This window comes from Marinomonas shanghaiensis, from assembly GCF_003259175.1.
GTDB classification, from domain to species: domain Bacteria; phylum Pseudomonadota; class Gammaproteobacteria; order Pseudomonadales; family Marinomonadaceae; genus Marinomonas; species Marinomonas shanghaiensis.
In genome coordinates this window covers 57,817-82,889 of sequence record NZ_QGOK01000003.1, presented here as the reverse complement: position 1 = coordinate 82,889, position 25,073 = coordinate 57,817, and the positions used below count along the sequence as shown (strand labels likewise).

The window sequence follows — 25,073 nt, the reverse complement described above, 5'->3', positions numbered from 1 at the left end:
GGGTTTTATGCACAAATGGTGACAGTGGCCGGAGGTCAGATTGAAGCCGCTTGTTAGTTTTCGTTTAAACACAAAAGAATTTTTCATCCTCATCAAGAGACAAAATTATATTTCCTGATACTTTATTATAAGTTTCATCTGATATTTTATCTGAAAGCATTGATAAAATCTGTTGACCTGGAAGCTTGTTAGCTTCTTTGAAAATGTCTTCGATCTGTTTTTTGTCAATATCCTCAATGCTGTCATGAAAAATAAAATTTGGTCGCTTGAGCTTTAACTCATTAATAGCATGTATATATGCAAAATCAAAAGCGATAACTTCAGCTTTCTTTTTCCCGCCTTCAGGGTTTGTTGCAGAGTTATTGAGCTCTATAGAGCAAGCACCACTATCCTTATTAAATTCTAAATCTATGCTGTACTCTTCATCATGAAGGCTTTTGGTAAGAGACCTTAAATGTGTATTGAACTTATTCTCAAACACATAAACATTGTCAATCTCTTTGGAAATAGCTTCAAGAATCTTTTGCAACTGCTCCTCTGCTTCTGTCTGATCTGATTTTGCTTTGGTCTGCTGTTCCATTAAGCCCTCTAACTTTCCAAGCTCAACTTTAAGCTCACCAAGTCGTTTTAAATTTTTAGTCACATTATCTAAGCTTTCCTTCGACCTCATATCAGAAAAAACTTGTAACTTATTCTTCCTTATTGAACTTAGTTCAGCCTGAAGGCCTTCAGACTCCTCATTCAACTTAGGTAGATCAATTGTAAGAAAACGCTTCTTTTTCTCAACGAGATTTTTATGGAACAAAATAACGTCTTCAAGTTCTCGAAGGGCTCCGTCAATTGCGACACCCGAGAAACTATATATAGCTTTAAGCTCGTTGATCAAATAACCATCTTTGTCTTTAGATAAGAGTTCTATAGTATGATTGATGTTGTCTACTTTTCGTTGTATAGATAAGAGCTCTTCAGTATATCTATCTTCTTTAACCTGTAGTTCTGAAAGCCTCTCTATTGGGTTCGAATACTCTGATGAATATTCAAATGTCAAAAGATTATTTTCTAACTCTTTAGCATCAGCCTTATATTTTTTAATCTCACTTTTTGGCTTTTGTTCTTTCACTAGGGCATTAATAGATGTTGAATTCCGTTTTCGCCTATTAACTAAGTTCGTGGCATCTCTTTTTTCAGTAAGAAGAGACGTATTACTAAAACCAAAAAGATATAAAAAAAGCTCGCTATAATCTTTTGATCCTTGTCGCTTATCAAGAAACTTGGTTGTGCTTAACATTCGGTGGCTATCATTTCTAATAAACTTAGGGGCAACTGCTCTTACAGATGGTCTTCTGGTTGAAATATTAAATATTTTATTTTGAAGAAAACTTTCGTATTTACTTTCTTCAACAATCTCACCATTTATCCAGAATTTAAATTCTGAGTCACCACCTATACATAAATTACGTGAAATCTGATTTGTTTTATTTGAGTGGTCATAGAAACTTAGCGATGCTGTCACAATATTGTTTTTGAAAAGCGATTCAATTTCTTGATTTGGCTTTTTAAACTCTTCATCAATGTAAATACTTTCTATGCTTCCCAGCATAAGAAAATCAACAATTCTTGATAAGGTAGATTTGCCTACGCTATTACCTGTACGACCTGAGTTGGGCTTATTTGTAATTAGGTTCAGGCCAAGCTCAAATTTCACGAACCTCTTGACCTCATTGTTTATCTTTATTTCAAGGCTATCAAGCTTCATTTATAAATACCTCTACGCCATTAAAGTCAATTGCTTTAATTGAGAAAAGCCAATCTAATGACAGTATGATGTGATCAATCGAAACGCCAAGATCCGATGAGCATTCACTCAGAATGAAATCTAATGATGAATTTTCTTCTGCTATTTTCTTTAAGATTTTTGCACCGATGCTCACGACATTTACCTCCGGATCACAACCACTACTAGGAATCATAAGTGGGGTTCTCCATGATTATGCATTCAATAAAAGCATGAGCTACAACGACATTTACTCCTAATTCAATATGCTCTTTGTAATCAGGAGTGTTTTTGGACTCAAATACGCTATTTTTTAATTTTTGAATTATGAAATCCAAAATAAACTCCGAATTTTCCCTAACATTCTCTATGTCCACATCGCAAGTTAGATAGTCTATATCAACTGTGTCCAATGCCAGATAATATAAGTCGTTCAAATTTTGAAGTATTGTATCTTTTCCAAATGCTATTAATGAGTCAATTTCAGAATACGCTTCTTCTACCTTTGAAGAATGGTCTAGATACTGCTTTATGATATGACTTTTAGATTTAAGATTGTTGTGTTCTATCTTTACAACCGTCTCGGAAGATGGCCGACGTCTTTTTTTCTGAAATGAAAATGGTTTATTAGCTAATGACTTTAACAGTTCATTTATGGCGGAGCTGATTTCATATTCGGGAGAATCCCCAACAATGATATTACCAGCATTACGTTCTACCCTGACTATTTTATTCACGGGTGCATCAGTCTTTTCATTTTCTATTGTCAAGATTCATTCCTTTACATATCTATATTCATGCCGCCGGAATTGTTCTTTGTATATACATTCTTTTGGCCATTTTGCGTAACACTGTCCTGACTGTTATCTGTTGCTAAATTATTGTTAATTTCACCAATTTTAATTTTCAACTGCCGATTTTTCTTTGATGTAATCACTGCAAATAATGTACTACCTACAGAACATACCCAAGCTAAGGTGACTCCGATGTCTGATTTCACAAATTCTATAATACTTTCCATTGCTTTCCTCGACGATTAATGACGGTATTGATTAGAAAACTAACATTTTAATAGTGCGCATGCGTATCCGCACTGCTTTTGATTTTCATATTAATCCCTATAAAAAACTGATACTACGGTATTTTTTAAACTTTCCCACAGGCTGGTTAGTTGGAAATCCGAGCGTGCGGGTTATACCCTTTATTCACAGCCTGTTATTTCGTCTGCCAATATTCTTATCCATTGATACTAAAGGCATTTCTGGATTGCTGCCAGTGCAAACAGGCAAAATTATGATTATTTATTACACAAAACAAGCCAAAAACTGGCAATCCTTAAAATAAACTGTATATTTGTACAGTTTTTATCAATTATCCACAAGGAGTGTGTGATGTTTTCCAGCCCTTTCCTCAATTTTATTCGCCATGAGCTGCGGCTACGCGGTTATAGCTTAAAAACAGAAAAATCTTACCTGTATTGGATTAAATATTTTATTCGATTCCATAAGTTGCAACACCCTCAAAACATGGGCGCTGAAGAGGTAAGAGCATTTTTATCGTTTCTGGCCGTTGAGCAAAATGTCGCCATTAACACTCAAAAATCCGCATTAAATGCCCTCGCCTTTTTGTACAACAAGTTACTGGATAAACCATTGGGAGATTTAGGGTTTAAGCATGCTAAACAAGGTCGACGTTTACCCATTGTTTTAGCCGCAAACGAAATTCAAAAAATCCTAAGCTGTTTGAATGAACGGGATCATTTGATTTTTTCGTTGCTGTATGGCTCGGGACTTAGAATTAGTGAATGTTTGCGCATTCGCATTCAAGATATTAACTTGGATCAAGGCAGCTTGGCCGTTCGGTGCAGTAAAGGCAATAAAGATAGAACCACTATTCTTAGCCGTAAGTTAGCCGAAGCTTTAAACAAGCAAAAAGCCTATGCTCAACAAATCCAACAAGATGACAATGCAAAGGGTTATGGACCCTCTTTACCTTTTGCACTTTCTAGAAAGTACCCAAATGCATTTCGTCAATTAGGTTGGATGTTTTTATTTCCCTCTACGTCAATCAGTCCGCATCCTTTGACTGGTGAACTATGCAGGCACCATTTGCATGATTCAGTGCCTCGTAAGGCGTTGAAGAAAGCGGTCAATGACGCGGGGATTAATGAAAAAAGAGTAAATTGTCATACTTTCCGCCACTCTTTTGCGACCTATTTACTCATGGCAGGGCGAGACATAAGAACGGTGCAAGAATTGTTAGGCCATAACGATGTATCGACAACACAAATTTATACCCATGTCATCGGCCAGCATTTTGCGGGAACCAATAGCCCTCTTGATCAGATTTTATAAAACATGAGGGAATTATTACGTTGTCGGCCTACATTTGAGTATCGGTCTAGCCGTCACAAAGCAATAATCTAACCTAGCCCTTGAAAGACAATAGTTACTTGTCGGCATAAATGCGCGACCTTGTATCTCTTCTTGATGAGTGAACGTTATTTGGTGCTTCGATAAAATAGGTTGTGGCTACGAGGCTTTTATGTCTGATTACGGTCGTGCCTCCCTCATGCAGACCTACGGGGATGTTGGTTTACAACACGAGTAAGGACAGTCTTCTTATTCTTGCAGCACGTTCGTTGCTCCATGGATCACGGCAACAATATCAATTTGCTCTGCCATAATATGATATATGATTCTATATGGACCTGCGAACACCTCCCTTATTTGATCAAGCTCATATTCTGGCACTTTTCTTCCTGATAAAGGAAAGTCACCAATCTGTTCAGATCGCCTTGTAATTCGATCCACAGTTTGCAGTGCATAGGTTTCTGAGTCTTGGACTATGTAGGCATAAATTGCATCCAAATGAGCTTCTGCGGTTTTAGCCCATTGAACTCTCATTCAGGCAATCCATATTTCTTTCTAATGTCAGCAACCCCCTTTGTTCTTCCAGCCTTGCTATCTTCGAGCCCTTTTTCAATCGCTTCTCGAACATATATTTCATGCATCAGGTCATCCCATGTTGCATTGGCGGGGAGTTGATCAATCAGTTTATGTGCTTCTTCCTTACTGACAATCGTTGACATTTTATACCTCCAAATGTGTCTAATTTAATTTGGTTATCTGTTGATACTAAAAGACTTTCTAATAAGCTGCCAGCGCAAATTCGATAAAACGCCTGATTACGGTCGTGCCTCCCTTATGCAGGCCTACGGGGATGTTGGCGATAAGTCACAACGTAATAACCCCACCCTTGCCCCTTGGAAGACAATAGTTACTTGTCGGCATAAATGCGCGACCTACATTTGATGGTACAGAAAGTTGTTTAGTGCTTCGATGAGATAGATTGTGGTTATGAGGCTTTATGTCTGATTACGGTCGTGCCTCCCTCATGCAGACCTACGTGGCATGTTGATTTATGACGATTTACGATGAAAGCAAGCGGCGTTTTAATGAGGTAGGCGTTAGTTTCGAAGATAAACGCCGTTTGATTGAAGTTAGCCACTGAATTATTGCCATAAAAAAGGCCCCATTCCTAACGAGAAAAAATAGGGCCAAGTTGGTCTTTTGTTAATGGCGAGTCTGTTTGGGCTCGTTCATTTCACGCATTCGTTTACGGTGTTCTACAAATTCATCGCTTAGCATGTAGTCGCCTTGTTCGGTATGTGCCAGTGCGCCTCGGTTGACGAGTGCGTCTAGGGTTTTGGGCAATACCTTTTGTCGGCGTTCGCCTTTGATAAAGTAAAACTGCTCGCCTAATTGGATCAATTTAAAACCAGATTCTAAATAGCCAACACATAGGTTCTGAGTTGGCGTTAATTTGAGTTTCATTCGTCACCTCACTAGCCGTCTCTTAATGAATTGTTTTATTAACTATAGACTATAGACACTTTTTTCAAGAAAAAAATTTTATCGCACTAAGATGACAAAATAAAAAAAGGGAAGGCCGAGGCCTTCCCTTTCTATTATTCGAGTTTTGCTCTGTTCAGTGCTTTTTTCTGTTACTCAGCGAACACTACGGTTTTATTGCCATGCACTAATACACGGTCTTCTAGGTGATAACGCAAGCCTCGGGACAGTACGAGTTTTTCAATGTCTTTGCCTAGGCGAACCATGTCTTCTGCGGCATGGCTGTGACGAACTCGGATCACGTCTTGTTCGATGATCGGGCCAGCGTCTAGATCTGCGGTGACGTAGTGACAGGTCGCGCCAATCAGTTTCACGCCACGAACCGCCGCTTGGTGATACGGTTTCGCACCAATGAAAGACGGTAAGAAGCTGTGGTGTATGTTGATGACTTTATGGCGGTATTTTTCACACAAGTATTCAGGGAAGATCTGCATATAGCGCGCGAGTACGATGGTGTCGGCACCAGACGCATCAATGCAGGCTTCAATTTCTTGGAAGGCGGGCATTTTGTTTTCTTTTGGCACGGGAATGCAGAAGTATGGAATCTTGTACCATTCGACCATGGAGCGTAGGTCTTCGTGGTTGGCAATCACGCCGACGATTTCACAGTTCAGCTCGCCGGTGTGCCAGCGATGCATGATGTCGTTTAGGCAATGAGATTCTTTGGTGGCCAATAGGACAACTTTAGGACGATCTTCGCTGTCTTTTACGTACCAACGCATGTTGAATTCTTCGGCGATAGGCGCGAATTCTTTGCGGAAGGTTTCTACGTCAATAGACAAACTTTCCGCGTCGATGTCATGACGCATGAAGAACCATTTTTGCTCTAAATCTGTGTGGTGGCTGGCTTCCATGATCGAGCCTTGGCGCTCGTTCAAAAACTGACTAACGGCCGCTACAATGCCCACTCTATCTGGGCAACTAATCACAAGTCGGAATGTTTTTTTCATACTAAAAACTTATAAACCTTAAAACGTATAAAACCAAAAAAACAAGGCTAAACTGGGTGTTTAGCCCTTGAAATATGGGCGAATTATATCGAATTTATTCACCCATGCTGAGTTATGATTTGTGTTTGATGATATAGCACTGGTGTATTTTATCATTACGATCAAAGTCTGGATCCAGTGTCTCTCGGGTGATGTTTTTCACCTCAAACTCTTGCTCTAGCGCTTCATCCAATACAAAGCGACGATAGTTGTTGGAGAAGATCAACTCGCCTCCTTTTGCCAATCTTGCCATGGCCAAACGTACTAGCTCCCCGTGGTCGCGCTGGATATCCAACACATCGGCCATTTTTTTCGAGTTAGAAAACGTGGGTGGGTCCATAAAGATTAGGTCAAAGGTGTCGCGGCTTTGTTTTAGCCATTCGATGCAGTCTGCACGTTCTACCTGATGGTAACGATCTGAAAATTCATTCAATTCGATATTACGACGCGCCCACTCTGTGTAGGTGTTCGACATATCAACACTCAATGAACTGTGCGCCCCACCCTGACCCGCGTGCACGGATGCGGTCGCGGTATAGCAGAAAAGGTTCAAGAAACGCTTGCCGTTGGCCTTGTCTTGAATCAATTTTCGAACAGGACGGTGGTCTAGGAACAAGCCAGTGTCCAAATAATCTTTCAAGTTGATGATGAAGTCACAGCCATATTCTTCTACGATCATTTCATGTTTTGTCTGATCGAGTTTTTCGTATTGTTCTTTGCCTGTCTGTCTTTGACGCTGTTTCAATATGACCTTGGCTTCTGAAATATTCAGTGCGCTAGGAATCGCAGACATCACATCAAACAAACGCTGTTTGGCTTTTTCTGGATCAACGCTTTTAGGCGCTTGATATTCTTGTACATGCGCCCAGTCTTGGTAGATATCAATCGCCACGGAGTATTCTGGCATGTCTGCATCGTATAAGCGGTAGCATTGGATCTTGTTTTTCTCGACCCACTTTTTCAATTTTTTGGCATTCTTTTGCAGACGATTAGCAAACATTTGCGCACCCGGCGTCATCACAGACTGTGCGACGACGTCTTCTTTTATGCTGCCTGCCAATAATGGGAACTGATAAGCGCGACATTCGATCCCACCGTTGATGACTCGAGTACTTTTTTCTGGTCGAGCGGGAATTTGACGCGCCAGATGATCATTACTGGTCAACATCATAAACTGCCAGCCACGTACGTGAGTGACCACCCATTCCCCCAGTTGACGGTACAACGCGATCAAGGCCATTTCATCACCAATACGCTCACCGTAAGGTGGGTTGGTGATTAAAAGACCCGGCACCTCGGGGTTGATGTCGAATTCATGCTCTTGGAACGACGACATGGTGACATCAATGACGCCGGTGAGTCCGGCACGTTTAATGTTTTCTCGCGCGGCCGCGATGGCTTTTTGTTCTCGATCGGTTCCTTGGAAACGAATCCCTAAGGTGGCTGGGTCTTTTTTGCGGTTTTTAGCAAAATCCATCAGTTGTTGCCACATGCGATGGTCATGCTGTTTCCAGCCTTTGAAGCCCCAGTATGAGCGACGTAAACCCGGCGCAATGTCCAATGACATCATGGCGGCTTCAACCAGAAATGTCCCCGAGCCACACATAGGGTCGATAAGTTGCGTCAAACCGCAATCGGTTCCCCAACCAGCACGCAGTAAAAGACCCGCAGCCAAGTTTTCTTTTAAAGGAGCCATGCCGCCTTGTTGACGGTAGCCACGGCGATGCATACTTTCGCCTGATAAATCGATACTCACCGTCACGACATCACGTTTAATACGTAAAGCAATACGAACTTCTGGCTGTTCTTTTTCAACGTTTGGACGTTCACCAGATAAGGCCACAAAGTAATCGGCAATCGCATCTTTGGCGCGCACGGCACCAAATTGTGTGTTGCGAATATGGTGGTTAGTACCGTGGCAATCGATCGCCATGGTATTGGTGGCGCTCATGTGGTCTGACCACTGAATCGCTTTTACACCATTGTATAGGTCGTCGGCCGACTCCATTTTAAAATTGGCAATTGGCAACATCACGCGAGTCGCAACACGGGACCATAAACAGGCCTTGTACATGCCTTCTAGGTCTGTGGTTAGCTTAACCTGTGCTTCACCTAATCGGGTTTGCGTTAGGCCTTCGCCATGCAGCTCTTTTTCTAAGACATTTTCTAACCCAAGAGGACAGGTTATTTCTAATGCGTAAACCTGACTTGATGAATCAGTTGTCTGTAATATCGTGCTCATTTATAAAATACTTTTTTAAATTTCAATGAAGGTTTCGAAACGCATGAAGGCGAGACTCTGTCCCGCCCTCTTTTAAAACAAGATGCCAAACTACGCTGCACCTTGTTTTCTATTCGATCTTTAGATACCGAGATCAAGCTCGCGGTAATAAGCATCCGTACTGGCTATGGCTTCCTTGATTAACTCTGGGCCGTGATAGATAAAGCCCGAATAAATTTGCACTAGTCGCGCCCCCGCTTGCAGTTTCTCCACAGCGTCCGCACCACTGGAAATACCACCCACGCCAATAATAGGCAGTGTGTCTTTCAGATGCTCAGCCAATACTTTTACCACATGGGTAGAAGCATCACGAACCGGTGCGCCACTTAGACCGCCGGCTTCTTTTTCAAACGGATGCCCTAGAACGGCATCACGGGATAGCGTCGTATTCGTAGCAATAATACCATCAACACCCTGCTCTACGAGGGTATCGGCAACCATTTTAATTTCGTCGTCTGTCATATCAGGGGCGATTTTCACGGCCAACGGCACGCGTTTACCATTTTCCGCTTCATAACGATCACGTGCCGCAACTAAGGGCGCGATTAACTGCGCCAAACTCTCGCCAAATTGCAAACTGCGAAGGCCTGGTGTATTCGGTGAACTGATGTTAGCGGTAATGTAATCCGCGTAAGGAATGACCGACTCTAGACAGGCCAAATAATCCGCCGCCGCGTCTTCTACCGAAGTGGTTAAATTTTTTCCAATGTTAACACCCAACACGCCAGGGTAACGGTGGGATTTAATGCGCGACACAAGATGATCCACGCCTTTGTTGTTAAAGCCCATGCGGTTGATGATGGCTTCATGCTCAGGCAGACGGAACAAACGTGGCTTAGGGTTGCCCGCTTGCCCTTTTGGTGTCACGGTCCCCACTTCGACAAAGCCAAAACCTAAAGCGCCTAACGCTTCAAAGGCATCGGCGTTTTTATCCAGACCCGCAGCCAAGCCCACCGCATTCGGAAAGCGCAATCCCATCACATCAACCGGCTTGGTCGATGGCAATCCGCCTAGCAATTTATTCACTCCTAACCGACTGCCTGCTGCAAGAAGATCCAATGACAATTCATGAGACACTTCAGCGTCTAATTTAAAAAGTAACGAGCGAGCAAGTTGGTACATTGTTTGGGCTCCTAGGCGGTTAAGATCAGGTGAATGCCTTGCCTGATCTGATGTGTCTAATTTATGTGGTCTGATGTTTCGTCGTATTTGCGTTAACGCTATTTCACTTTAGGCCGTTTTACTTAAGGCCCTTTTACTTAAGGCCCTTTTACTTTGGTAACGGCGATCAGTTTGTTCATCTCATCAAATTCTACTTCAAAAAAACCGTAAATCCCTTGATGAGTCACAAAACGCTGAAAAGCCGACAAAGGTAACTGAACTTTACGCCCATCTAAACTGTTTGCGACGAGGTTTTTTGCCGCTCCAGCGTACATAGCTTCATATTTAAACGCAGGCAGAGCCACATTTAATACAATTTTTGCCATTTTTTTCGTCCTGTGCTTACGCTACCCTTACAGAGAACGCTCTGTGCGTAAAGATTTGAATCCGATAAGATGAAGTCTATTATATGGACACCTTTGCACGAAGTCACGAGCGAAGCCAAGGCGAGGCAAAAACAGCCTCAAAAAGCCAAATTTATCGCTTATAAGTCTGTTTTAATAAAACATTGGTGAGCACAGCAATTTTGCAAGGGTGTTATCTTGCGTTGACACTTTTATTGACAAAAGTATAAGGAACCTAGGTTCGATGGTAACTGTAATTGAGCAATTAAAAGATCATCTAAATCATGCCGTCGTCGGCCAACCCGATTTAACTCATGAATTACTCGTCGCTTTAATCGCAAATGGCCATGTGCTTCTAGAAGGCCCGCCGGGTATCGCCAAAACCACCGCCGCGAAAGCCCTAGCCAGCGCGATTGATAGCCGTTTCCAACGCATTCAGTTTACGCCAGATTTGCTGCCTGGTGACGTAACGGGCTCTGACATTTATCAGCAAGAAACAGGAAAATTCAGTTTTGTTCCTGGCCCCATCATGAATGATATCGTGCTAGCCGATGAGATCAACCGAGCGCCTGCTAAAGTTCAATCAGCCTTGCTTGAAGCCATGGGCGAAAGACAAGTCACCGTCGGTAACAACAGCTATCCCTTATCCGAACTCTTTTTCGTTATTGCCACACAGAACCCGATTGAGCAAGAAGGTACTTACCCTTTGCCGGAAGCGCAGCTTGATCGTTTTATGATGAAAATAAACCTCGGTTACCCCAGTGCAGCCAGCGAATTGGATGTACTCAGGTTAGTGCGCCAGCAGGACTTACACAAAACGTCTGCCAGTAAACCACAGCCCGTTTGTCGGCCTATCGACATTCTTGAGCTTCGCCACAAAGCCTTGTCACTGTACATGTCAGAAAGTGTTGAGCAGTATATAGTGCAGCTTGTGATGGCAACCCGCCAACCAGAACGGTACTTGGGTGACGCGGGGAAAGGCACCAATTTGATTGAATTTGGGGCAAGTCCACGGGGCACCTTGGCCCTTGATCGTTGCGCTCGCGCCAATGCATTATTAAACGGCAGAGACTTTGTCACACCAGACGATGTGCGCCAGATTGCCTTGCCTGTATTGCGCCATCGCATTATTACGACCTTTGAAGCGCAAGCCGCGGGATTATCCGTTGATGATTTATTGAAACGATTGATCAGCCATGTTCCGGCATTATAATTAAACGCATAGTCACTCATAGCACAGTAGTAAAAGGCAATCAGCACAATGAGCCCATTATTATCACCCGAATCGCCTGAGCTGGATGACGCCCATTTTTCGCTATTGGCAAGTTACGCCAAACATTTAGGACGCGCTCCAAAAGCCATTCGTTTTGCCCCCCATTCTGGAGAGCGTCGTTCACGCCAAAAAGGCCATGGCATGGAAATGCTTGAACTTCGTGCCTATCAAGCCAGCGATGATTTGCGGCACATAGATTGGCGTGTGACCGCTCGAACGGGCCAAGCTCACACTCGGCTGTATGCACAGGAAAACGATCATCAGCGACTGCTGCTGTTGGATCTGTCTAGCAACGCCTATTTTGGCACCCGCCATACTTTTATCTCTACACGCTTTATTCAGCTCGCCGGGATCATTGCATGGCGCTCGAAGCAACAAGGTGACACGCTGTCTTATCGTATGACGTATGGCGACCAAGAACACGCTAGCAATAAACTGGCAACACTGTCTTCGCTATTAAACGCTCTTAAAAACGCGTCCAAAATTGCCAATCGTGCGTGTAGTCATCATGATGCCACCAGCATTTGGTGTAATACGCCACTGACCCGCAAAACCCACAACAAAGACGTGATAATACTGACGGACAAGCAAGGCTGGAACGAAGACGAAAACAATGCCCTAATGGAACTTGCGCAGCATAATTCGGTTCACTGGATACAAATCATCGACAGCAATGTGTTTAACTTGCCGGCTGGCCAATACCAGATGGCAGATAACCAAGGGATGAAGTCTGTCACTATCAGCAACCACAGCATACAGCAAGCAAAAGCCGATTTTCTGTCACAAAATACCAGCATGCGCAATAAACTGATGTCTTTGGGCATTCGCCACCAAATATTTGATATCACAGAATCACCCGAAAAAATCGCCCGCTATTTGTTGTCTCAAGGAGCATTGCACTAATGTCTACGGCACTCGCTCCGCTTGCAGCCCAATCACAAGCAATTGATCTGCCAAATAAAGCTTACTTACTGCCACAATCTGTACCCATGTGGCCGCCAGTGTGGTGGACTTGGCTAATTGTGGCCGCAATTATTCTTTTATTGCTAGGCCTGCTGTTCTTTTGGTATCGACGTCATAAGAAGCGCACTTATCGACGAGAGGCATTGGCTGAAATAACCCAAAAATGCAGCGAACTTAACGACAAAGATTGTATTTTGTTGTGCCACGAAATGATCCGCCGCTGCTTCATAAGCGAAGGCAAAATCGAAACAGCGGCGCTACCGAGTCGAACCTTGTTCGAATTGGTAGATAACACCATGCCAACCACTCGACGATTTTCACTGCTTGGTAACGAATTTATCGATGGCCCTTATCAAAGCCAGATTGAGTTAAGCCAAAAACAACGCACCCGTATGATAAAAAATACCTGTTATTGGATAAGGAAGCACCATGCTTGAGTTATCTTTGCCTTGGTTTCTGCTTCTGCTGCCTTTGCCTTTTATTGTGTATTTCCTACCCAAAGCCAAACCCAAAGGCGATGGTATCTGGTGGGGAAATACCGAGCAATTAATGGATCACCAAGACCGTAAAGCAATGCCGAAAAGCGTCACATGGCGGTATGTGTGTTTGCTCCTGTCCTGGGTGCTCTTGGTGTTTGCCCTGTCCCAACCCATTTGGCTTGGCGAACCGACAAAAGTCACGCCATCCGGACGTGATTTACTGATTGCCCTGGATTTGTCAGGCAGCATGCAAGTCACTGACATGACGCTTAACAATCAATCCGTCAATCGATTAGAAGCAGCGAAATCCGTTCTCTCAGGTTTTATTCAAGAGCGCCGTGGCGACCGAATTGGCATCATAGTGTTTGGCTCAAAGGCCTATCTACAAGCGCCATTAAGCTTTGACACCAAGACCATTAATCAACTTGTGCAAGAAACGCAAATTGGCTTTGCGGGTGAGCAAACCGCCATAGGCGATGCGATTGGCTTGAGCATCAAGCGACTTGAAGACAAACCTTCCGATAAAAAAGTGCTTATTCTTATGACAGACGGTGCCAATACCGCAGGCCGTGTTCAACCACAACAAGCCGCCGCGTTTGCCGCGTCACAGAATGTAAAGATCCATACCATCGGCATTGGTGCTGACAGCATGATTGTACAAAGCTTCTTTGGGCCAAAAGCAATTAACCCATCCACCGACCTAGACGAAACTCTATTGAAAAATATCGCTGCACAGACAGGCGGTGAATATTTCCGCGCTAAAAGCACCGAAGATCTGCATGCGATTTATCAAACCCTTGACGCATTAGAGCCAACACCTGCGGAGGACGTGTGGCAACGCCCGTTAACCAGTTTATTCCACTGGCTGGGCCTTGGCTCAATGGCGTTTCTGGGCTTGGCCTTGCTGATGAGCAAGCAACTATCTTGGAACAAACGAGCGTGGCGTTCAGGAGAAAAAGCATGATGCTCTTTAACCTAATCCATTTTGAACGCCCTTACTGGCTATTGTTGCTGCCCATTATCCTACTGTTGGCGTCTTTCATGACAGCAAAACGGTCGAATGCCGACCGCCTCAGCACCGTGGTGGATCAACGCTTGCTACAACATTTGGTCTATCGCAATACCACCCGTCCTATCAATAAATGGTTGGGAGTCGTCGCGGCATCACTGCTCTGTGTCGGTTTGGCGGGCATAAGCTGGACAAAAGCGCCAACCACGATGTTTGAGAACACTCAACAAACGGTGTTGGTCGTCGACCAGTCTTTATCCATGTACGCGACCGATGTAAAACCCAATCGACAAACTCAGTTAAAACAAACGATTCGAGACATACTGGAACAAAGTAAAGAAGGCGATATTGCGCTCGTCGCGTTTGCTGGTGAAGGGTTTATTATCAGCCCCTTTAGCCAAGACAGAGAAACCATCACTCATTTCTTACTCGCATTAGATCCGATCATCATGCCAATGTACGGGAGCAATCTCACCAGTGGTATTGAGGCTGCGCTGTCGCTCGACAAAGAGGACACCTCACCGTTACGCCTAATTGTATTAACTGACGATCTTAGCGAACAAGATAAAACATCCATTCCAGCCTTACTCAAAGGCAAAAACATACAGTTAAATATGATTGCCGTTGGTACCAGTAGCGCATCCCTGATACAGCTACCAGATGGTCAAATTCTCAGAAAAAACGGCAGAAACATAACCCCCATTACGCCGATTGATGAACTGAAAAGCCTAACAAACGCTCTTGGTGGGCACTTTTATGAAGGACGCTTAACACCACAAGAAATCACTCAAATCACTGACCACTCGCTGGATAATCAGCAAACCCAAAAAGCCCAAAACAAAAGCATCCATTGGATAGAGCAAGGACACTGGCTGGCTCTGCCCTTTTTATTTTGGCTTGCTTTTCAATTTCGTAAAGGCATGCTTTTTATGTTGCTTATTAGCGTCTTGTCTTGGCCCACAGAAAAGCTACAGGCCTCACCACTTGATTGGTTTTTGACACCGGATCAAAAAGGCCAACAGGCCGTGGATCAGGGTGATTGGCAAACCGCCGATCAATACTTCCAACGTCCCGATTGGAAGGCGGCCTCCGCTTACGCGTTAGAAAATTATCAAAACACCATTCAACAGCTCGATGCCCTAAACAGAAACGCGGCCGAAAATTACAATTTGGGCAATGCGCTGGCCTTGTCTGGTGACATCGAAAAAGCCATGCAAGCCTATGAAAAAGCCTTGGAACAGGACCCTTCTTTCAAGGCGGCCAAAGAGAATCTGGACTATTTAAAGCAGCAACAATCACAACAAAACCAGCAACAAGAACAGAAAGATAACGAAGACAAAAACCAACAAAATCAAGAACAAGAGCAAAAACAAGAACAAAACCAGGACGACGCTTCCCGTTCTAACGACCAAAATGACGCCAAAGAGTCATCTGACTCAAAAAATGACAATAAAAAGAACGAAAAACAAGACAAGAACAAAACACCTGAGGATAATAAGCAAAATGAACACACAGACAATGAAAACCAAGACGAAGCGGAAAAAATACCGCTGAATAAAGAAAAACAACAGGCGCTAAACCAGTGGCTAAGGCAAATCCAAGACGACCCAGGATTATTGCTGCAGCGCAAACTTTGGTACTTGCACCAAGAAAAACGCAATGAAACTCGATTTTCTCAAGAGGATGGGCAAAACCCATGGTAATAAAGCAACACTCCCTTTCATTAATCTCGCAAAACACGCCAAGTCGCCTGTTTTTCTCGCTAATGATGGCTCTGCTTTTTATTGTGCTTTCCAGCTCTCTTCAAGCCGCCAGCGTTACCGCAACACTCAATAAAAATGTGACCACCGAAAATGAAGTGGTTCAACTGACGCTGCGTGCAGACTTTTCCGATACTGGAAACGGTCCAGATTTGACTCCCCTAGAACGCGATTTCAACATATTAGGAAAAAGCCAAAATAGCCAATTTAGCTTTAATTTAGGCACCAGTACCGCATTGAATTTTTGGGTAGTAAGCTTAATGCCAAAATCGGTTGGCACCGTCGAAATTCCCCCAATAAAAATAGGGGGGTTAGAATCCCAACCCATTAGACTCACCGTCAAAAGCTCACCTCAATTGCTAGACAGCAATGGCAATCCACCCGTTATGCTCAAAGCGGAAGTCTCTGAAACAGAGCCATACCTTCAGCAAGAAATCATACTAAATGTGAAGCTTTATACGTCTGTCGCATTGCAAAATGCCAATCGGGCAATTCCCTCTCATCCTGACTTGATCATTGAAAGACTGGTCGATGACCAGATGAGCTATCAGACGATCAATGGCACTCAATACCAAGTCATCACGCGAGAGTATTTGGTTTTTCCGCAACGCAGTGGACTCATCACCATCCCGCCACAAAGCATCCAGGCAATGGTAAATACCTCTACTGGACGTAGAATGATAAAGGTCCAAAGCGAGCCTTTAAACTTACAGGTTATCCCGACTCCTGCGAGCTATACCGCCGATACTTGGCTGCCAAGCCAAGCCGTCACCGTATCCACTTCGTTAACGAAAACGGACGCTTCACCAAGGGTAGGCGATACGCTGATCTGGACCATCGACATACACGCAAAAGGCGCACTGCCAGAACAAATTCCAGCGGTAGACTTTAACAGCACACGCCTTTACAAGCTTTACCCTCAGACGCCCAAATTTGATACCCAAAAAACGGCATCAGGCGTAACCGGTAGCCAAAGCATTACGATTGAAGTCGTCCCTACTCAAGAAGGCACTCTGTTGTTACCAGACGTCAACATCCCTTACTGGGATACAGAAAAACAAGCCATCAGCGTGGCCAGTGCGACCACGCCAGGCATTGAAATTGCTCCTTTACCAAGTGGCTCTAATAAAGCAGACAATTCGACACCAAAGCCGCCCGTTGAGAACAATAGCTCACCAGAACCAACGCGCTCGATGGCGCCAATCTCTTTGGCCAAAAAACCTGTTGAGACTTCACCGCCAGCACAAAAAGCCGTCGACCCTATTGCACAAAACCAACCCAAACCACTTGAGGTCAAAATCGTACCAGCACACAATGGTTACACCCTACGTCAGTACCTCATTGCAGGATTGCTTTTGATTGCTGCCGTTATGATGGGCATCTGGACGGCACTTTGGCTCAAGAACAGAAAAGCAGAACCAGACAACATTTACCAAGTCCCTACGTTACAAGACTTTGCCCCACTCAGTACATACGATGAGCAAAGCGCCTTTAAAGCCTTAATGGAATGCTGCAACCAAAACGATCTACCGTCCCTGAGACCGAGTTTATTAGAATGGGCACGTCATCGGTGGGGCGACAATGAAATTCGCAGTGTCGATGACATCAAACGCCTTACAACGGTTCAAGTGACACAATTACTGATGGAAGCCGAATTAATGCTGTACTCAAGCAATCCAGCCCATGAATGGCAAGGGCACCCTCTTGCCGAGGCGCTAGAGGAATACACCAGCGGCCGAGCCAGACCCTCCAAAGCCAGTCAGCTAAAAACACTTTATCCAAACTTCTAATGACCTCTAGCGTCAATAAGGACGACTACAATGACACCCTATCAATCAGGCATTATTGCCGAAGCGTCTAGTGACGCTCTTTTTATCACACTGAATGTTAATAGATCTGAAATTGACCTATTTAAAAACGCGTTGTCAGCGGTGCCCAAACAAGTCGAAGCCCTGCAGTTACAATTTCCCGATGCAGCGCTACACGCAAGCATAGGTCTGAGCCATCTGATTTGGGGCACGTTAGACACCAAACGCCCTCTGCTACTGACGACTTTCCCCCACATTACAGGCAAAGACATTGAGATAGTGCCAACGGATGTCGATCTTGTGCTGCATATTCGCTCTTCTCGCCATGATGCTACCTACCAGCTAGGCAGACTACTTTTTGACGCATTCGGCAAAAGCGTAGCTCTGGTAGAAGAAGTCCATTGCTTCAAATATTTAGACAACCGCGATTTAACAGGCTTTGTGGATGGCACAGAAAACCCTGAAGGAGAAAAACGCAAAACGGTAGCACTTGTTGATGACGAGGATCCAGACTTCAAAAATGGCTCGTATTTTAATTTAATGCGCTTTGTCCACGACCTAGCCAAATGGGAAAAAGAAGATCTAAAAACTCAAGAAGATACGTACGGACGAACGAAGCACACTAACGAAGAATACCCTTCCGCTGAAAAATCAGTCCATGCGCATACCAAGCGTACCTCACTGAAAGATGAGCATGGTCGCTCTCTGGAAATATTGCGTCACAGCATGCCGTTTGCCTCTTTGACAGAAAAAGGGCTTATGTTTGCAAGCTACAGCAAAACGCCTGTGATTTTTAATCGCATGTTAGAAAGCATGGTTAAAGGCGATGAGCACGGCAACACAGATCATCTGATGAAATACACTCGTGCCACGACAGGCCAAGCCTTCTTTGTACCGTCAAACCACTGGTTGATGTCGCTGGCATAACAAAGCAACAAAAAGCCCTCTGGTTGAGCGAGACAAAACAATCATCCAGAACAAAAACAAAAAAACCACTCAACTGAGTGGTTTTTTGTGACACAAAAATAGCGGTTTATCTTTCTATTTTGGCATTATTTTTCAAAAAGTCTTGCAACCCTTGAGTACTGAGCGTGGCTTGAGTTTGGTTTAAATAACGCTCATAAGCTAGCTGCTGCTGCTCATCAGGCGCAACTTCCTCACCTATAGCGACTTTATTTAAGCGAATCAAAGCCAAGTCGCCATTAGACAATCCCTTGATTGCCACAACAGGCTGACCATCAGGATGCGGTAAAGAGAAAGCCAATGACGTCATTTCATCTTGGCCGCGTTGGGCATCAGTCACAGAGGACCAAACCGTGCTTTCCGCATTTTTAGCCGCTTCGGCTTTCGCTCTAAGAGACTCAACCGCTTTGTTCTGTACAACAATAGAAGCAACTTGCTCTTTGGTTTCTTCATAAGATTGGAAAGATTCTGGTTTATGATCATTAAGATGGATCACCACCACTTGATCTTCATTCAGTTCAATCAAATTACTGTTTTGACCGTCTTCCAATACAGGCACATCAAACGCCGCCGCGATCACCGCAGGGTTACTTGATACCTCGTCAGAACCACCATCACGACCAAAGTAAGCCGTTTGAAGTATGTCAACGCCATACTCTTTCGCAATAGCGTCTAGCTTATCACTTGCATAAGCCAAATCGGTAATGTCTTCATGTGCTGTCAACAATGCATCTCTGGCCTTATCGTCTAGCAATTTCTGCTTTAGATCGGCTTCCAATGAGGCAAAACTAGGTACATCTGGCTGAGTAATATCGTCTAACTTAATGATATGGTAACCAAATTGCGTTTTAACCGTTTTCACTTCATCTTTTTGCATTGAAAATAAGGCATCGTCAAACGCTTGATCAATAGTACCTTTCTCAACGTAACCTAAGTTACCGCCATCGTCTTTGGAACCAATATCGTCAGAGTAGGTTGCTGCCAAATCAGCAAAAGCCTCACCGGCGTTCAATTTTTCCTGAATCTCTTCAACACGTTTTTGAGCATCCGCATCACTGCGATCCGATGTCTCTATCAAAATGTGCGAGGCAGATCTTTCTTCTTGTGCCAGACCCGCAATAGAGGCTTGGTACGCATCTTGTAACTCAGCATCGGTGACGTTTACCTTGCCATAAAAATCGGCACTTGAAACCACCACATAATTCACTTTCACCTGCTCTGGTGTTTTGAAATTATCTTTGTTTGCTTCGTAGTAAGCCTGCAATTCTGCTTCGGTCACACTGGTGTTTTCAGACTCACTCGCTAGTGAGAAAGACACATAGTCGTAAGAACGTTGTTGAGACTGCAATTTAGCAACACTGTCCACCTGATAAGGCAGAACAAACTCAGAACCCGCGATCGCATTGCGTGGTTGCTGAATCAAAACATCTTGTTTAATTCGTTCTTTAAACGCTAACGGCGTAAAGCCGAGAGAACGTATGAAATTCAAATACTTATTTTGATCAAACTGCCCATCTGTTTGAAACTGTTCAGCTTGCAATAAATACGCATTAACCTGTTCATCAGAGACACCCAACCCCAAACCTTGAGCCTGATTCGCCAAGACAACGCGCTGAATGAGCTCTTCCAATGCACGACGCTGCAAAAGGTTGTCTTCCAACAATGCAGGATTGACTTGTCCACCCATCATTGAAATCAATTGACGACGTTGAGTTTCTGCGCCCTGAAGCATTTGTGTTCGAGAAATCTCGACCCCATCCACTTCGGCAACCGTATCGGATGAATTAAAACTTTGAACCAAGGCGTCTACGCCAAATAGAGCAAAAGTCACAATGATAAAACCAATAATGATCTTTACCACAATGCCTTGTGACTTATCTCTTATATCTTGGAGCATTGCTGCCTCCGAATGAATGAATTGAATAAATAACAAATAAAAAAGGTGCATTCCGCTTGGAATACACCTTTTGTGTCTAATGGCGGAACAGACGGGACTCGAACCCGCGACCCCCTGCGTGACAGGCAGGTATTCTAACCAACTGAACTACTGCTCCAAAAACATTAGTTTACAGCGTCTTTTAGACCTTTACCGGCTTTAAAACCAGGAACTTTCGCTGCTTTAATTTGGATCTCCTCACCAGTTTGAGGATTACGGCCTGTACGCGCCGCACGTTCTTTCACTGCAAAAGTACCAAAACCAACTAGTGTAACCTGGTCACCTTTTGCCAAAGCCGCTTCAATTGCTTTTAGAGTAGCGTCAAGAGCATTGCTAGCAGAAGCTTTAGATAAATCAGCAGACGCTGCAATAGCATCAATCAATTCAGATTTGTTCACGTTGTACCCCTTCAGTATTTTCGTGGTTCCTTAGTATTTTTTTCGGCGCAATATAACCTACCAAAAAGGCCGAGCGAGAAGTTATACAAGCCCAACCTACTCCCTGTCAACACAGGATATGCCTTAATGATGACTTACAGTTTCTTGTTCATCAACAGTTTTTTCACTCGAAGGCAAGGTTTCTACCTTTTTTGGTGAAGGAATGTACTCTAAAGCGATATCAAGTACCTCATCAATCCATTTGACCGGTATGACCTCAATGTCTGACTTGATATTATCAGGAATTTCCTTCAAATCACGAGCATTTTCTTGTGGAATAATCACGGTTTTTATTCCACCTCTGTGAGCGGCAAGAAGCTTCTCTTTCAGCCCACCTATAGGTAACACTTCCCCACGCAACGTAATCTCACCAGTCATCGCCACAGAGGCTTTAACAGGGATCTTTGTTAACACAGAAACAATGGCCGTACACATTGCCACACCCGCACTTGGTCCATCTTTCGGAGTGGCCCCTTCTGGAACGTGCAAATGCAAATCGGTTTTTTCATGGAAATCATCGTCTATACCAAGACCAACAGCACGGCTTCTTACCACCGTTAACGCCGCCTGAATAGATTCTTGCATGACATCACCAAGCGACCCGGTCTTAACATGACGCCCTTTACCAGGCACACCAGCGGCTTCAATGGTTAATAGTTCGCCACCAACCGACGTCCACGCTAACCCTGTCACTTGACCAATTTGATTTTTTTCCTCCGCTTTACCGTAGCTAAACTTGTGCACACCAGAGAAATCTTCTAAATTTTCGCTCGTGACTTCTACTGCTGCGGCGTCTTTTTCATTACTTAGGGCCTGTTTCTTAACGACTCGACGGCAAATCTTGCTTAGCTCACGCTCCAAACCACGGACGCCCGCTTCTTTCGTGTAATACCGAATCACATCCATCAATGCCGCGTCTGTTACCTTGATTTCACTTTCTTTGAGACCCGACAACTTAATTTGTTTGGGCAACAAATAACGCTTCGCAATGTTCAACTTCTCATCTTCGGTATAACCCGGAATTCGAATCACTTCCATACGATCCAAAAGTGGACCTGGAATATTCATACTGTTAGACGTACAAATGAACATGACATCCGACAAGTCAAAATCCACTTCAAGATAATGATCATTGAAAGTATGGTTTTGCTCTGGATCAAGCACCTCTAAAAGCGCAGACGCTGGATCACCACGTTGATCCATCCCCATCTTATCAATTTCATCCAACAAGAAGAGCGGATTTTTTACCTTTACCTTAGACAGCTTCTGTAAAAGCTTACCTGGCATTGAACCAATATAAGTACGACGATGACCGCGTATCTCAGCCTCATCACGCACACCACCAAGCGCCATACGAACGTATTGACGATTCACCGCCTTGGCAATGGATTGACCAAGGGATGTTTTCCCCACACCCGGAGGTCCCACCAAACATAAAACAGGTCCTTTGACTTTCTTGACGCGCTGCTGCACAGCAAGAAACTCTAGAATGCGCTCTTTGACATCCTGTAGACCGTAATGATCTTGATTCAATATTTTTTCAGCATAGGCCAGATCATTACGTACTTTGCTGCGTTTTTTCCAAGGCAAAGACGTCAACCAGTCAATATAACCACGGACTACTGCGGCTTCGGCAGACATAGGTGACATCATGCGAAGTTTCTTCAACTCCCCTTCCGCCTTTTCCTTTGCCTCATCCGACATGCCTACCTGAGCTATTTTTTCTTGTAGAAGATCAAGCTCATTACTGCCATCTTCCATATCGCCAAGCTCTTTCTGAATCGCTTTCATCTGCTCATTCAGATAATACTCACGCTGGCTTTTTTCCATTTGCTTCTTAACACGGCTGCGAATGTTTTTTTCAAGATGCGCAATATCCAGCTCACCATCCATCAAACCGATAAGGTATTCACCACGACCTGTTAACGAGTCTATCTCCAAGACTTTTTGCTTATCTTCCAATTTTAAGCTCATGTGTCCTGTAATATTGTCAATCAGCTTTGCTAGATCATCGATGGATTTTAGCGACGCCACCACTTCGGCGGGAATGCGCTTGCTACCTGCAACATACTCATCTAATTGCTTAAGCAACGCATGACGAATCACACCATGCTCAGTTTTGTCTTCCTCTTTTAAATCCAGCTCAACAATACGGCCTAAAACAAAACCATCCGCCTCTTCCATTTTTTCAAGGCGTGCACGCTTGCCACCTTCAACCAGTACTTTTACCGTACCGTCTGGTAGACGCAGCAACTGCATCACTTTCGCCGTTGTACCAATAGAATAAAGATCTGCCATTGAAGGATCGTCTTTAGAAGCATCTTGCTGAGCCACCAAAAACACCTGCTTGTCATTTTCCATTGCAGACTCTAGCGCCGCGATGGATTTAGCACGACCAACAAAAAGCGGCAGCACCATATGGGGATACACAACCACATCACGCAGTGGCAACATTGGAAGGAGCAAAGAATCTGTCATATTTTTTTCCAATCCGGGCACATAAATAAACGCGCACTTTTATATTTCAACATTGATTAGGAAAGAGATAGGGGCGAACCCCAAAATTACAAGCACTATCACCATTTGAATTTAGTCTACACAGTGTTTTGACGCGAAACATCATAAAAAAAGCCGAATTTAAGCAATAATACTTAAATTCGGCTTTGCGTTTCGTTATCAAGCTTCTAAGAACTAAGCGTTTTTAGCCAGCTCTTCTTTTTCCAACACCATCAAGGGAGCCGTCTCGCCACGGATCGATGTCGCATCCATGACAACTTTCACAACGTCGTTACGAGTTGGAAGCTCATACATACAATCCAACAAAGCAGATTCTAATATACTGCGCAGACCACGAGCACCTGTTTTACGCTCCAACGCCAACTTAGCGGCTTCACGCAAAGACTCAGGAGAAAACTCAAGCTCCACACCTTCTAGTTCAAAAAGATGCTGATACTGTTTAACAAGGGCATTTTTAGGCTGACTCAAAATGGTCATCAATGCTTCTTCATCCAACTCTGAAAGTGTCGCAACCACAGGCAAGCGACCTACAAACTCTGGAATCAAACCAAATTTAACCAAGTCTTCTGTTTCCACACGGTGAACCGCTTCAGAAAAAGAGCGACCTTGTTCTTTGCTTTTTACTGTGGCAGAAAAACCAATACTACTCTTTTCCGTTCTATCGCTGATAACACGCTCAAGACCGGCAAAAGCACCACCACATATAAACAAAATATTTGATGTATCGACTTGCAAAAACTCTTGCTGAGGATGCTTACGACCACCTTGAGGAGGCACAGAAGCAACCGTACCTTCAATAAGCTTAAGTAAGGCTTGCTGAACACCTTCACCAGACACATCACGTGTAATAGATGGGTTATCCGATTTTCTGGAAATCTTGTCTATTTCATCGATATAAACAATACCGCGCTGTGCTTTTTCCACATCATAATCGCAGTTTTGTAGCAATTTCTGAATGATGTTTTCAACGTCTTCACCCACATAACCCGCTTCCGTTAGCGTTGTTGCATCAGCAATCGTAAACGGCACATCTAGAACACGCGCTAAAGTTTGAGCCAATAAGGTCTTACCGCTGCCCGTTGGGCCGATAAGCAAAATATTACTTTTGCCAAGCTCAATACTCGTGTCTGTTTTACCTTGATGGCGCAAGCGTTTGTAATGGTTATAAACGGCCACCGCTAAAACACGTTTCGCCTTATCCTGACCAATAACATAATCATCAAGTGCAGCGCTCAATTTTGATGGTGTTGGCAACTCGTCGCCTGTACTACCGTCATCAGCAATTTGAGACAATTCTTGCGTAATAATGTTATTACACAGGTCTACACACTCATTACAGATATAAACAGAAGGCCCTGCAATGAGTTTCTTTACTTCGTCTTGGCTCTTTCCGCAAAAAGAGCAATACAATAACCGATCAGAGTGGTCGCCACGGCTAAATTTATCATCCGACATCTATTCCACC

Annotated in this window: 23 protein-coding genes and 1 tRNA gene; 8 read left to right on the top strand and 16 right to left on the bottom strand. The window is 43.9% G+C overall.

Annotated elements, in window-relative coordinates; all coding sequences use genetic code 11:
• Positions 1–64 precede the first annotated feature (64 nt).
• From DKT73_RS00670 to DKT73_RS00655, 4 genes are read right to left on the bottom strand one after another with little or no spacing between them, the layout of a single operon-like run.
• Positions 65–1,756 (bottom strand): DUF2326 domain-containing protein, encoded by a 1,692-nt coding sequence (locus DKT73_RS00670; protein WP_111636693.1) that lies wholly within the window; start codon positions 1,754–1,756, stop codon positions 65–67.
• Complete coding sequence (locus DKT73_RS00665; RefSeq protein WP_111636692.1) at positions 1,746–1,970, bottom strand: ABC-three component system middle component 6; 225 nt, start codon at positions 1,968–1,970, stop codon at positions 1,746–1,748. Before DKT73_RS00665 ends, DKT73_RS00670 begins: the two co-directional genes overlap by 11 nt.
• Entirely contained in the window at positions 1,960–2,544 is a 585-nt protein-coding gene (locus DKT73_RS00660) for an ABC-three component system protein (RefSeq protein WP_111636691.1), read from the bottom strand. The genes DKT73_RS00665 and DKT73_RS00660 overlap by 11 nt, the downstream gene beginning before the upstream one ends.
• Positions 2,545–2,555: 11 nt before the next feature.
• Positions 2,556–2,795 carry a hypothetical protein gene (locus DKT73_RS00655; RefSeq protein ID WP_111636690.1) on the bottom strand — a complete coding sequence of 80 codons (240 nt, stop codon included), beginning with the start codon at positions 2,793–2,795 and terminating at the stop codon, positions 2,556–2,558.
• A gap of 370 nt (positions 2,796–3,165) precedes the next feature.
• Here DKT73_RS00655 and DKT73_RS00645 point away from each other — a divergent pair, with 370 nt between their 5' ends.
• A complete protein-coding gene (locus DKT73_RS00645; protein ID WP_111636688.1) occupies positions 3,166–4,128 on the top strand; it encodes an integron integrase in 963 nt (320 codons plus the stop codon).
• A 267-nt stretch (positions 4,129–4,395) separates the two neighbouring features.
• Here DKT73_RS00645 and DKT73_RS00640 read toward each other — a convergent pair whose 3' ends face one another.
• From DKT73_RS00640 to DKT73_RS00610, 7 genes are all read right to left on the bottom strand, one after another.
• Positions 4,396–4,680, bottom strand: coding sequence for a type II toxin-antitoxin system RelE/ParE family toxin (locus tag DKT73_RS00640; protein ID WP_111636687.1), 285 nt, complete (start codon positions 4,678–4,680; stop codon positions 4,396–4,398).
• On the bottom strand, positions 4,677–4,865 hold the full coding sequence (locus DKT73_RS00635) for a hypothetical protein (protein ID WP_111607702.1): 189 nt from the start codon (positions 4,863–4,865) through the stop codon (positions 4,677–4,679). Before DKT73_RS00635 ends, DKT73_RS00640 begins: the two co-directional genes overlap by 4 nt.
• Positions 4,866–5,349: 484 nt before the next feature.
• Positions 5,350–5,610 carry a hypothetical protein gene (locus DKT73_RS00630; protein WP_012069448.1) on the bottom strand — a complete coding sequence of 87 codons (261 nt, stop codon included), beginning with the start codon at positions 5,608–5,610 and terminating at the stop codon, positions 5,350–5,352.
• 170 nt (positions 5,611–5,780) lie between these two features.
• Positions 5,781–6,638 carry a formyltetrahydrofolate deformylase gene (gene purU, locus DKT73_RS00625; protein ID WP_111636686.1) on the bottom strand — a complete coding sequence of 286 codons (858 nt, stop codon included), beginning with the start codon at positions 6,636–6,638 and terminating at the stop codon, positions 5,781–5,783.
• A gap of 112 nt (positions 6,639–6,750) precedes the next feature.
• Entirely contained in the window at positions 6,751–8,919 is a 2,169-nt protein-coding gene (rlmKL, locus tag DKT73_RS00620) for a bifunctional 23S rRNA (guanine(2069)-N(7))-methyltransferase RlmK/23S rRNA (guanine(2445)-N(2))-methyltransferase RlmL (protein WP_111636685.1), read from the bottom strand.
• A 120-nt stretch (positions 8,920–9,039) separates the two neighbouring features.
• Positions 9,040–10,080, bottom strand: a complete 1,041-nt coding sequence (locus tag DKT73_RS00615; RefSeq protein WP_111636684.1) for a quinone-dependent dihydroorotate dehydrogenase — start codon at positions 10,078–10,080, stop codon at positions 9,040–9,042.
• Positions 10,081–10,217: 137 nt separating this feature from the next.
• A complete protein-coding gene (locus DKT73_RS00610) occupies positions 10,218–10,445 on the bottom strand; it encodes a DUF2835 domain-containing protein (RefSeq protein WP_111636683.1) in 228 nt (75 codons plus the stop codon).
• A gap of 232 nt (positions 10,446–10,677) precedes the next feature.
• On the opposite strand from DKT73_RS00610, the gene DKT73_RS00605 reads away from it, so the two are divergent.
• Genes DKT73_RS00605 through DKT73_RS00575 form a run of 7 tightly spaced genes read left to right on the top strand, consistent with a single transcriptional unit; the run spans position 10,678 to position 18,682 of the window.
• On the top strand, positions 10,678–11,676 hold the full coding sequence (locus DKT73_RS00605; protein WP_332871629.1) for an AAA family ATPase: 999 nt from the start codon (positions 10,678–10,680) through the stop codon (positions 11,674–11,676).
• A gap of 48 nt (positions 11,677–11,724) precedes the next feature.
• A complete protein-coding gene (locus DKT73_RS00600; protein ID WP_111636681.1) occupies positions 11,725–12,639 on the top strand; it encodes a DUF58 domain-containing protein in 915 nt (304 codons plus the stop codon).
• Positions 12,639–13,136 (top strand): DUF4381 domain-containing protein, encoded by a 498-nt coding sequence (locus DKT73_RS00595; RefSeq protein WP_111636680.1) that lies wholly within the window; start codon positions 12,639–12,641, stop codon positions 13,134–13,136. The genes DKT73_RS00600 and DKT73_RS00595 overlap by 1 nt, the downstream gene beginning before the upstream one ends.
• Entirely contained in the window at positions 13,129–14,142 is a 1,014-nt protein-coding gene (locus DKT73_RS00590) for a VWA domain-containing protein (protein WP_111636679.1), read from the top strand. Before DKT73_RS00595 ends, DKT73_RS00590 begins: the two co-directional genes overlap by 8 nt.
• Positions 14,139–15,890 carry a VWA domain-containing protein gene (locus DKT73_RS00585; protein ID WP_111636678.1) on the top strand — a complete coding sequence of 584 codons (1,752 nt, stop codon included), beginning with the start codon at positions 14,139–14,141 and terminating at the stop codon, positions 15,888–15,890. Before DKT73_RS00590 ends, DKT73_RS00585 begins: the two co-directional genes overlap by 4 nt.
• The gene (locus tag DKT73_RS00580) at positions 15,884–17,737 is read left to right on the top strand and encodes a BatD family protein (RefSeq protein WP_111636677.1); all 1,854 of its coding nucleotides are present in this window, start codon (positions 15,884–15,886) and stop codon (positions 17,735–17,737) included. The genes DKT73_RS00585 and DKT73_RS00580 overlap by 7 nt, the downstream gene beginning before the upstream one ends.
• Positions 17,738–17,767: 30 nt before the next feature.
• A complete protein-coding gene (locus DKT73_RS00575) occupies positions 17,768–18,682 on the top strand; it encodes a Dyp-type peroxidase (RefSeq protein WP_111636676.1) in 915 nt (304 codons plus the stop codon).
• A 106-nt stretch (positions 18,683–18,788) separates the two neighbouring features.
• Here DKT73_RS00575 and DKT73_RS00570 read toward each other — a convergent pair whose 3' ends face one another.
• From DKT73_RS00570 to clpX, 5 genes are all read right to left on the bottom strand, one after another.
• The gene (locus DKT73_RS00570; RefSeq protein ID WP_111637159.1) at positions 18,789–20,615 is read right to left on the bottom strand and encodes a SurA N-terminal domain-containing protein; all 1,827 of its coding nucleotides are present in this window, start codon (positions 20,613–20,615) and stop codon (positions 18,789–18,791) included.
• An 80-nt stretch (positions 20,616–20,695) separates the two neighbouring features.
• Positions 20,696–20,772, bottom strand: a tRNA-Asp gene (locus DKT73_RS00565).
• Positions 20,773–20,779: 7 nt separating this feature from the next.
• Positions 20,780–21,052, bottom strand: a complete 273-nt coding sequence (locus tag DKT73_RS00560; RefSeq protein WP_012069435.1) for a non-specific DNA-binding protein Hbs — start codon at positions 21,050–21,052, stop codon at positions 20,780–20,782.
• Between the two features lie 123 nt (positions 21,053–21,175).
• Positions 21,176–23,569, bottom strand: a complete 2,394-nt coding sequence (gene lon, locus DKT73_RS00555; RefSeq protein ID WP_111636675.1) for an endopeptidase La — start codon at positions 23,567–23,569, stop codon at positions 21,176–21,178.
• A 213-nt stretch (positions 23,570–23,782) separates the two neighbouring features.
• Complete coding sequence (gene clpX / locus DKT73_RS00550) at positions 23,783–25,063, bottom strand: ATP-dependent protease ATP-binding subunit ClpX (RefSeq protein ID WP_111636674.1); 1,281 nt, start codon at positions 25,061–25,063, stop codon at positions 23,783–23,785.
• Between the last annotated feature and the right edge of the window lie 10 nt (positions 25,064–25,073).

What these genes read in the sequence shown, in the direction of transcription:
- DKT73_RS00670 (WP_111636693.1), bottom strand. Translation starts at nt 1,756, where the DNA reads ATGAAGCTTGATAGCCTTGAAATAAAGATAAACAATGAGGTCAAGAGG.
- DKT73_RS00665 (WP_111636692.1), bottom strand. Translation starts at nt 1,970, where the DNA reads ATGATTCCTAGTAGTGGTTGTGATCCGGAGGTAAATGTCGTGAGCATC.
- DKT73_RS00655 (WP_111636690.1), bottom strand. Translation starts at nt 2,795, where the DNA reads ATGGAAAGTATTATAGAATTTGTGAAATCAGACATCGGAGTCACCTTA.
- DKT73_RS00645 (WP_111636688.1), top strand. Translation starts at nt 3,166, where the DNA reads ATGTTTTCCAGCCCTTTCCTCAATTTTATTCGCCATGAGCTGCGGCTA.
- DKT73_RS00640 (WP_111636687.1), bottom strand. Translation starts at nt 4,680, where the DNA reads ATGAGAGTTCAATGGGCTAAAACCGCAGAAGCTCATTTGGATGCAATT.
- DKT73_RS00635 (WP_111607702.1), bottom strand. Translation starts at nt 4,865, where the DNA reads ATGTCAACGATTGTCAGTAAGGAAGAAGCACATAAACTGATTGATCAA.
- DKT73_RS00630 (WP_012069448.1), bottom strand. Translation starts at nt 5,610, where the DNA reads ATGAAACTCAAATTAACGCCAACTCAGAACCTATGTGTTGGCTATTTA.
- purU (WP_111636686.1), bottom strand. Translation starts at nt 6,638, where the DNA reads ATGAAAAAAACATTCCGACTTGTGATTAGTTGCCCAGATAGAGTGGGC.
- rlmKL (WP_111636685.1), bottom strand. Translation starts at nt 8,919, where the DNA reads ATGAGCACGATATTACAGACAACTGATTCATCAAGTCAGGTTTACGCA.
- DKT73_RS00615 (WP_111636684.1), bottom strand. Translation starts at nt 10,080, where the DNA reads ATGTACCAACTTGCTCGCTCGTTACTTTTTAAATTAGACGCTGAAGTG.
- DKT73_RS00610 (WP_111636683.1), bottom strand. Translation starts at nt 10,445, where the DNA reads ATGGCAAAAATTGTATTAAATGTGGCTCTGCCTGCGTTTAAATATGAA.
- DKT73_RS00600 (WP_111636681.1), top strand. Translation starts at nt 11,725, where the DNA reads ATGAGCCCATTATTATCACCCGAATCGCCTGAGCTGGATGACGCCCAT.
- DKT73_RS00595 (WP_111636680.1), top strand. Translation starts at nt 12,639, where the DNA reads ATGTCTACGGCACTCGCTCCGCTTGCAGCCCAATCACAAGCAATTGAT.
- DKT73_RS00590 (WP_111636679.1), top strand. Translation starts at nt 13,129, where the DNA reads ATGCTTGAGTTATCTTTGCCTTGGTTTCTGCTTCTGCTGCCTTTGCCT.
- DKT73_RS00585 (WP_111636678.1), top strand. Translation starts at nt 14,139, where the DNA reads ATGATGCTCTTTAACCTAATCCATTTTGAACGCCCTTACTGGCTATTG.
- DKT73_RS00580 (WP_111636677.1), top strand. Translation starts at nt 15,884, where the DNA reads ATGGTAATAAAGCAACACTCCCTTTCATTAATCTCGCAAAACACGCCA.
- DKT73_RS00575 (WP_111636676.1), top strand. Translation starts at nt 17,768, where the DNA reads ATGACACCCTATCAATCAGGCATTATTGCCGAAGCGTCTAGTGACGCT.
- DKT73_RS00570 (WP_111637159.1), bottom strand. Translation starts at nt 20,615, where the DNA reads ATGCTCCAAGATATAAGAGATAAGTCACAAGGCATTGTGGTAAAGATC.
- lon (WP_111636675.1), bottom strand. Translation starts at nt 23,569, where the DNA reads ATGACAGATTCTTTGCTCCTTCCAATGTTGCCACTGCGTGATGTGGTT.
- clpX (WP_111636674.1), bottom strand. Translation starts at nt 25,063, where the DNA reads ATGTCGGATGATAAATTTAGCCGTGGCGACCACTCTGATCGGTTATTG.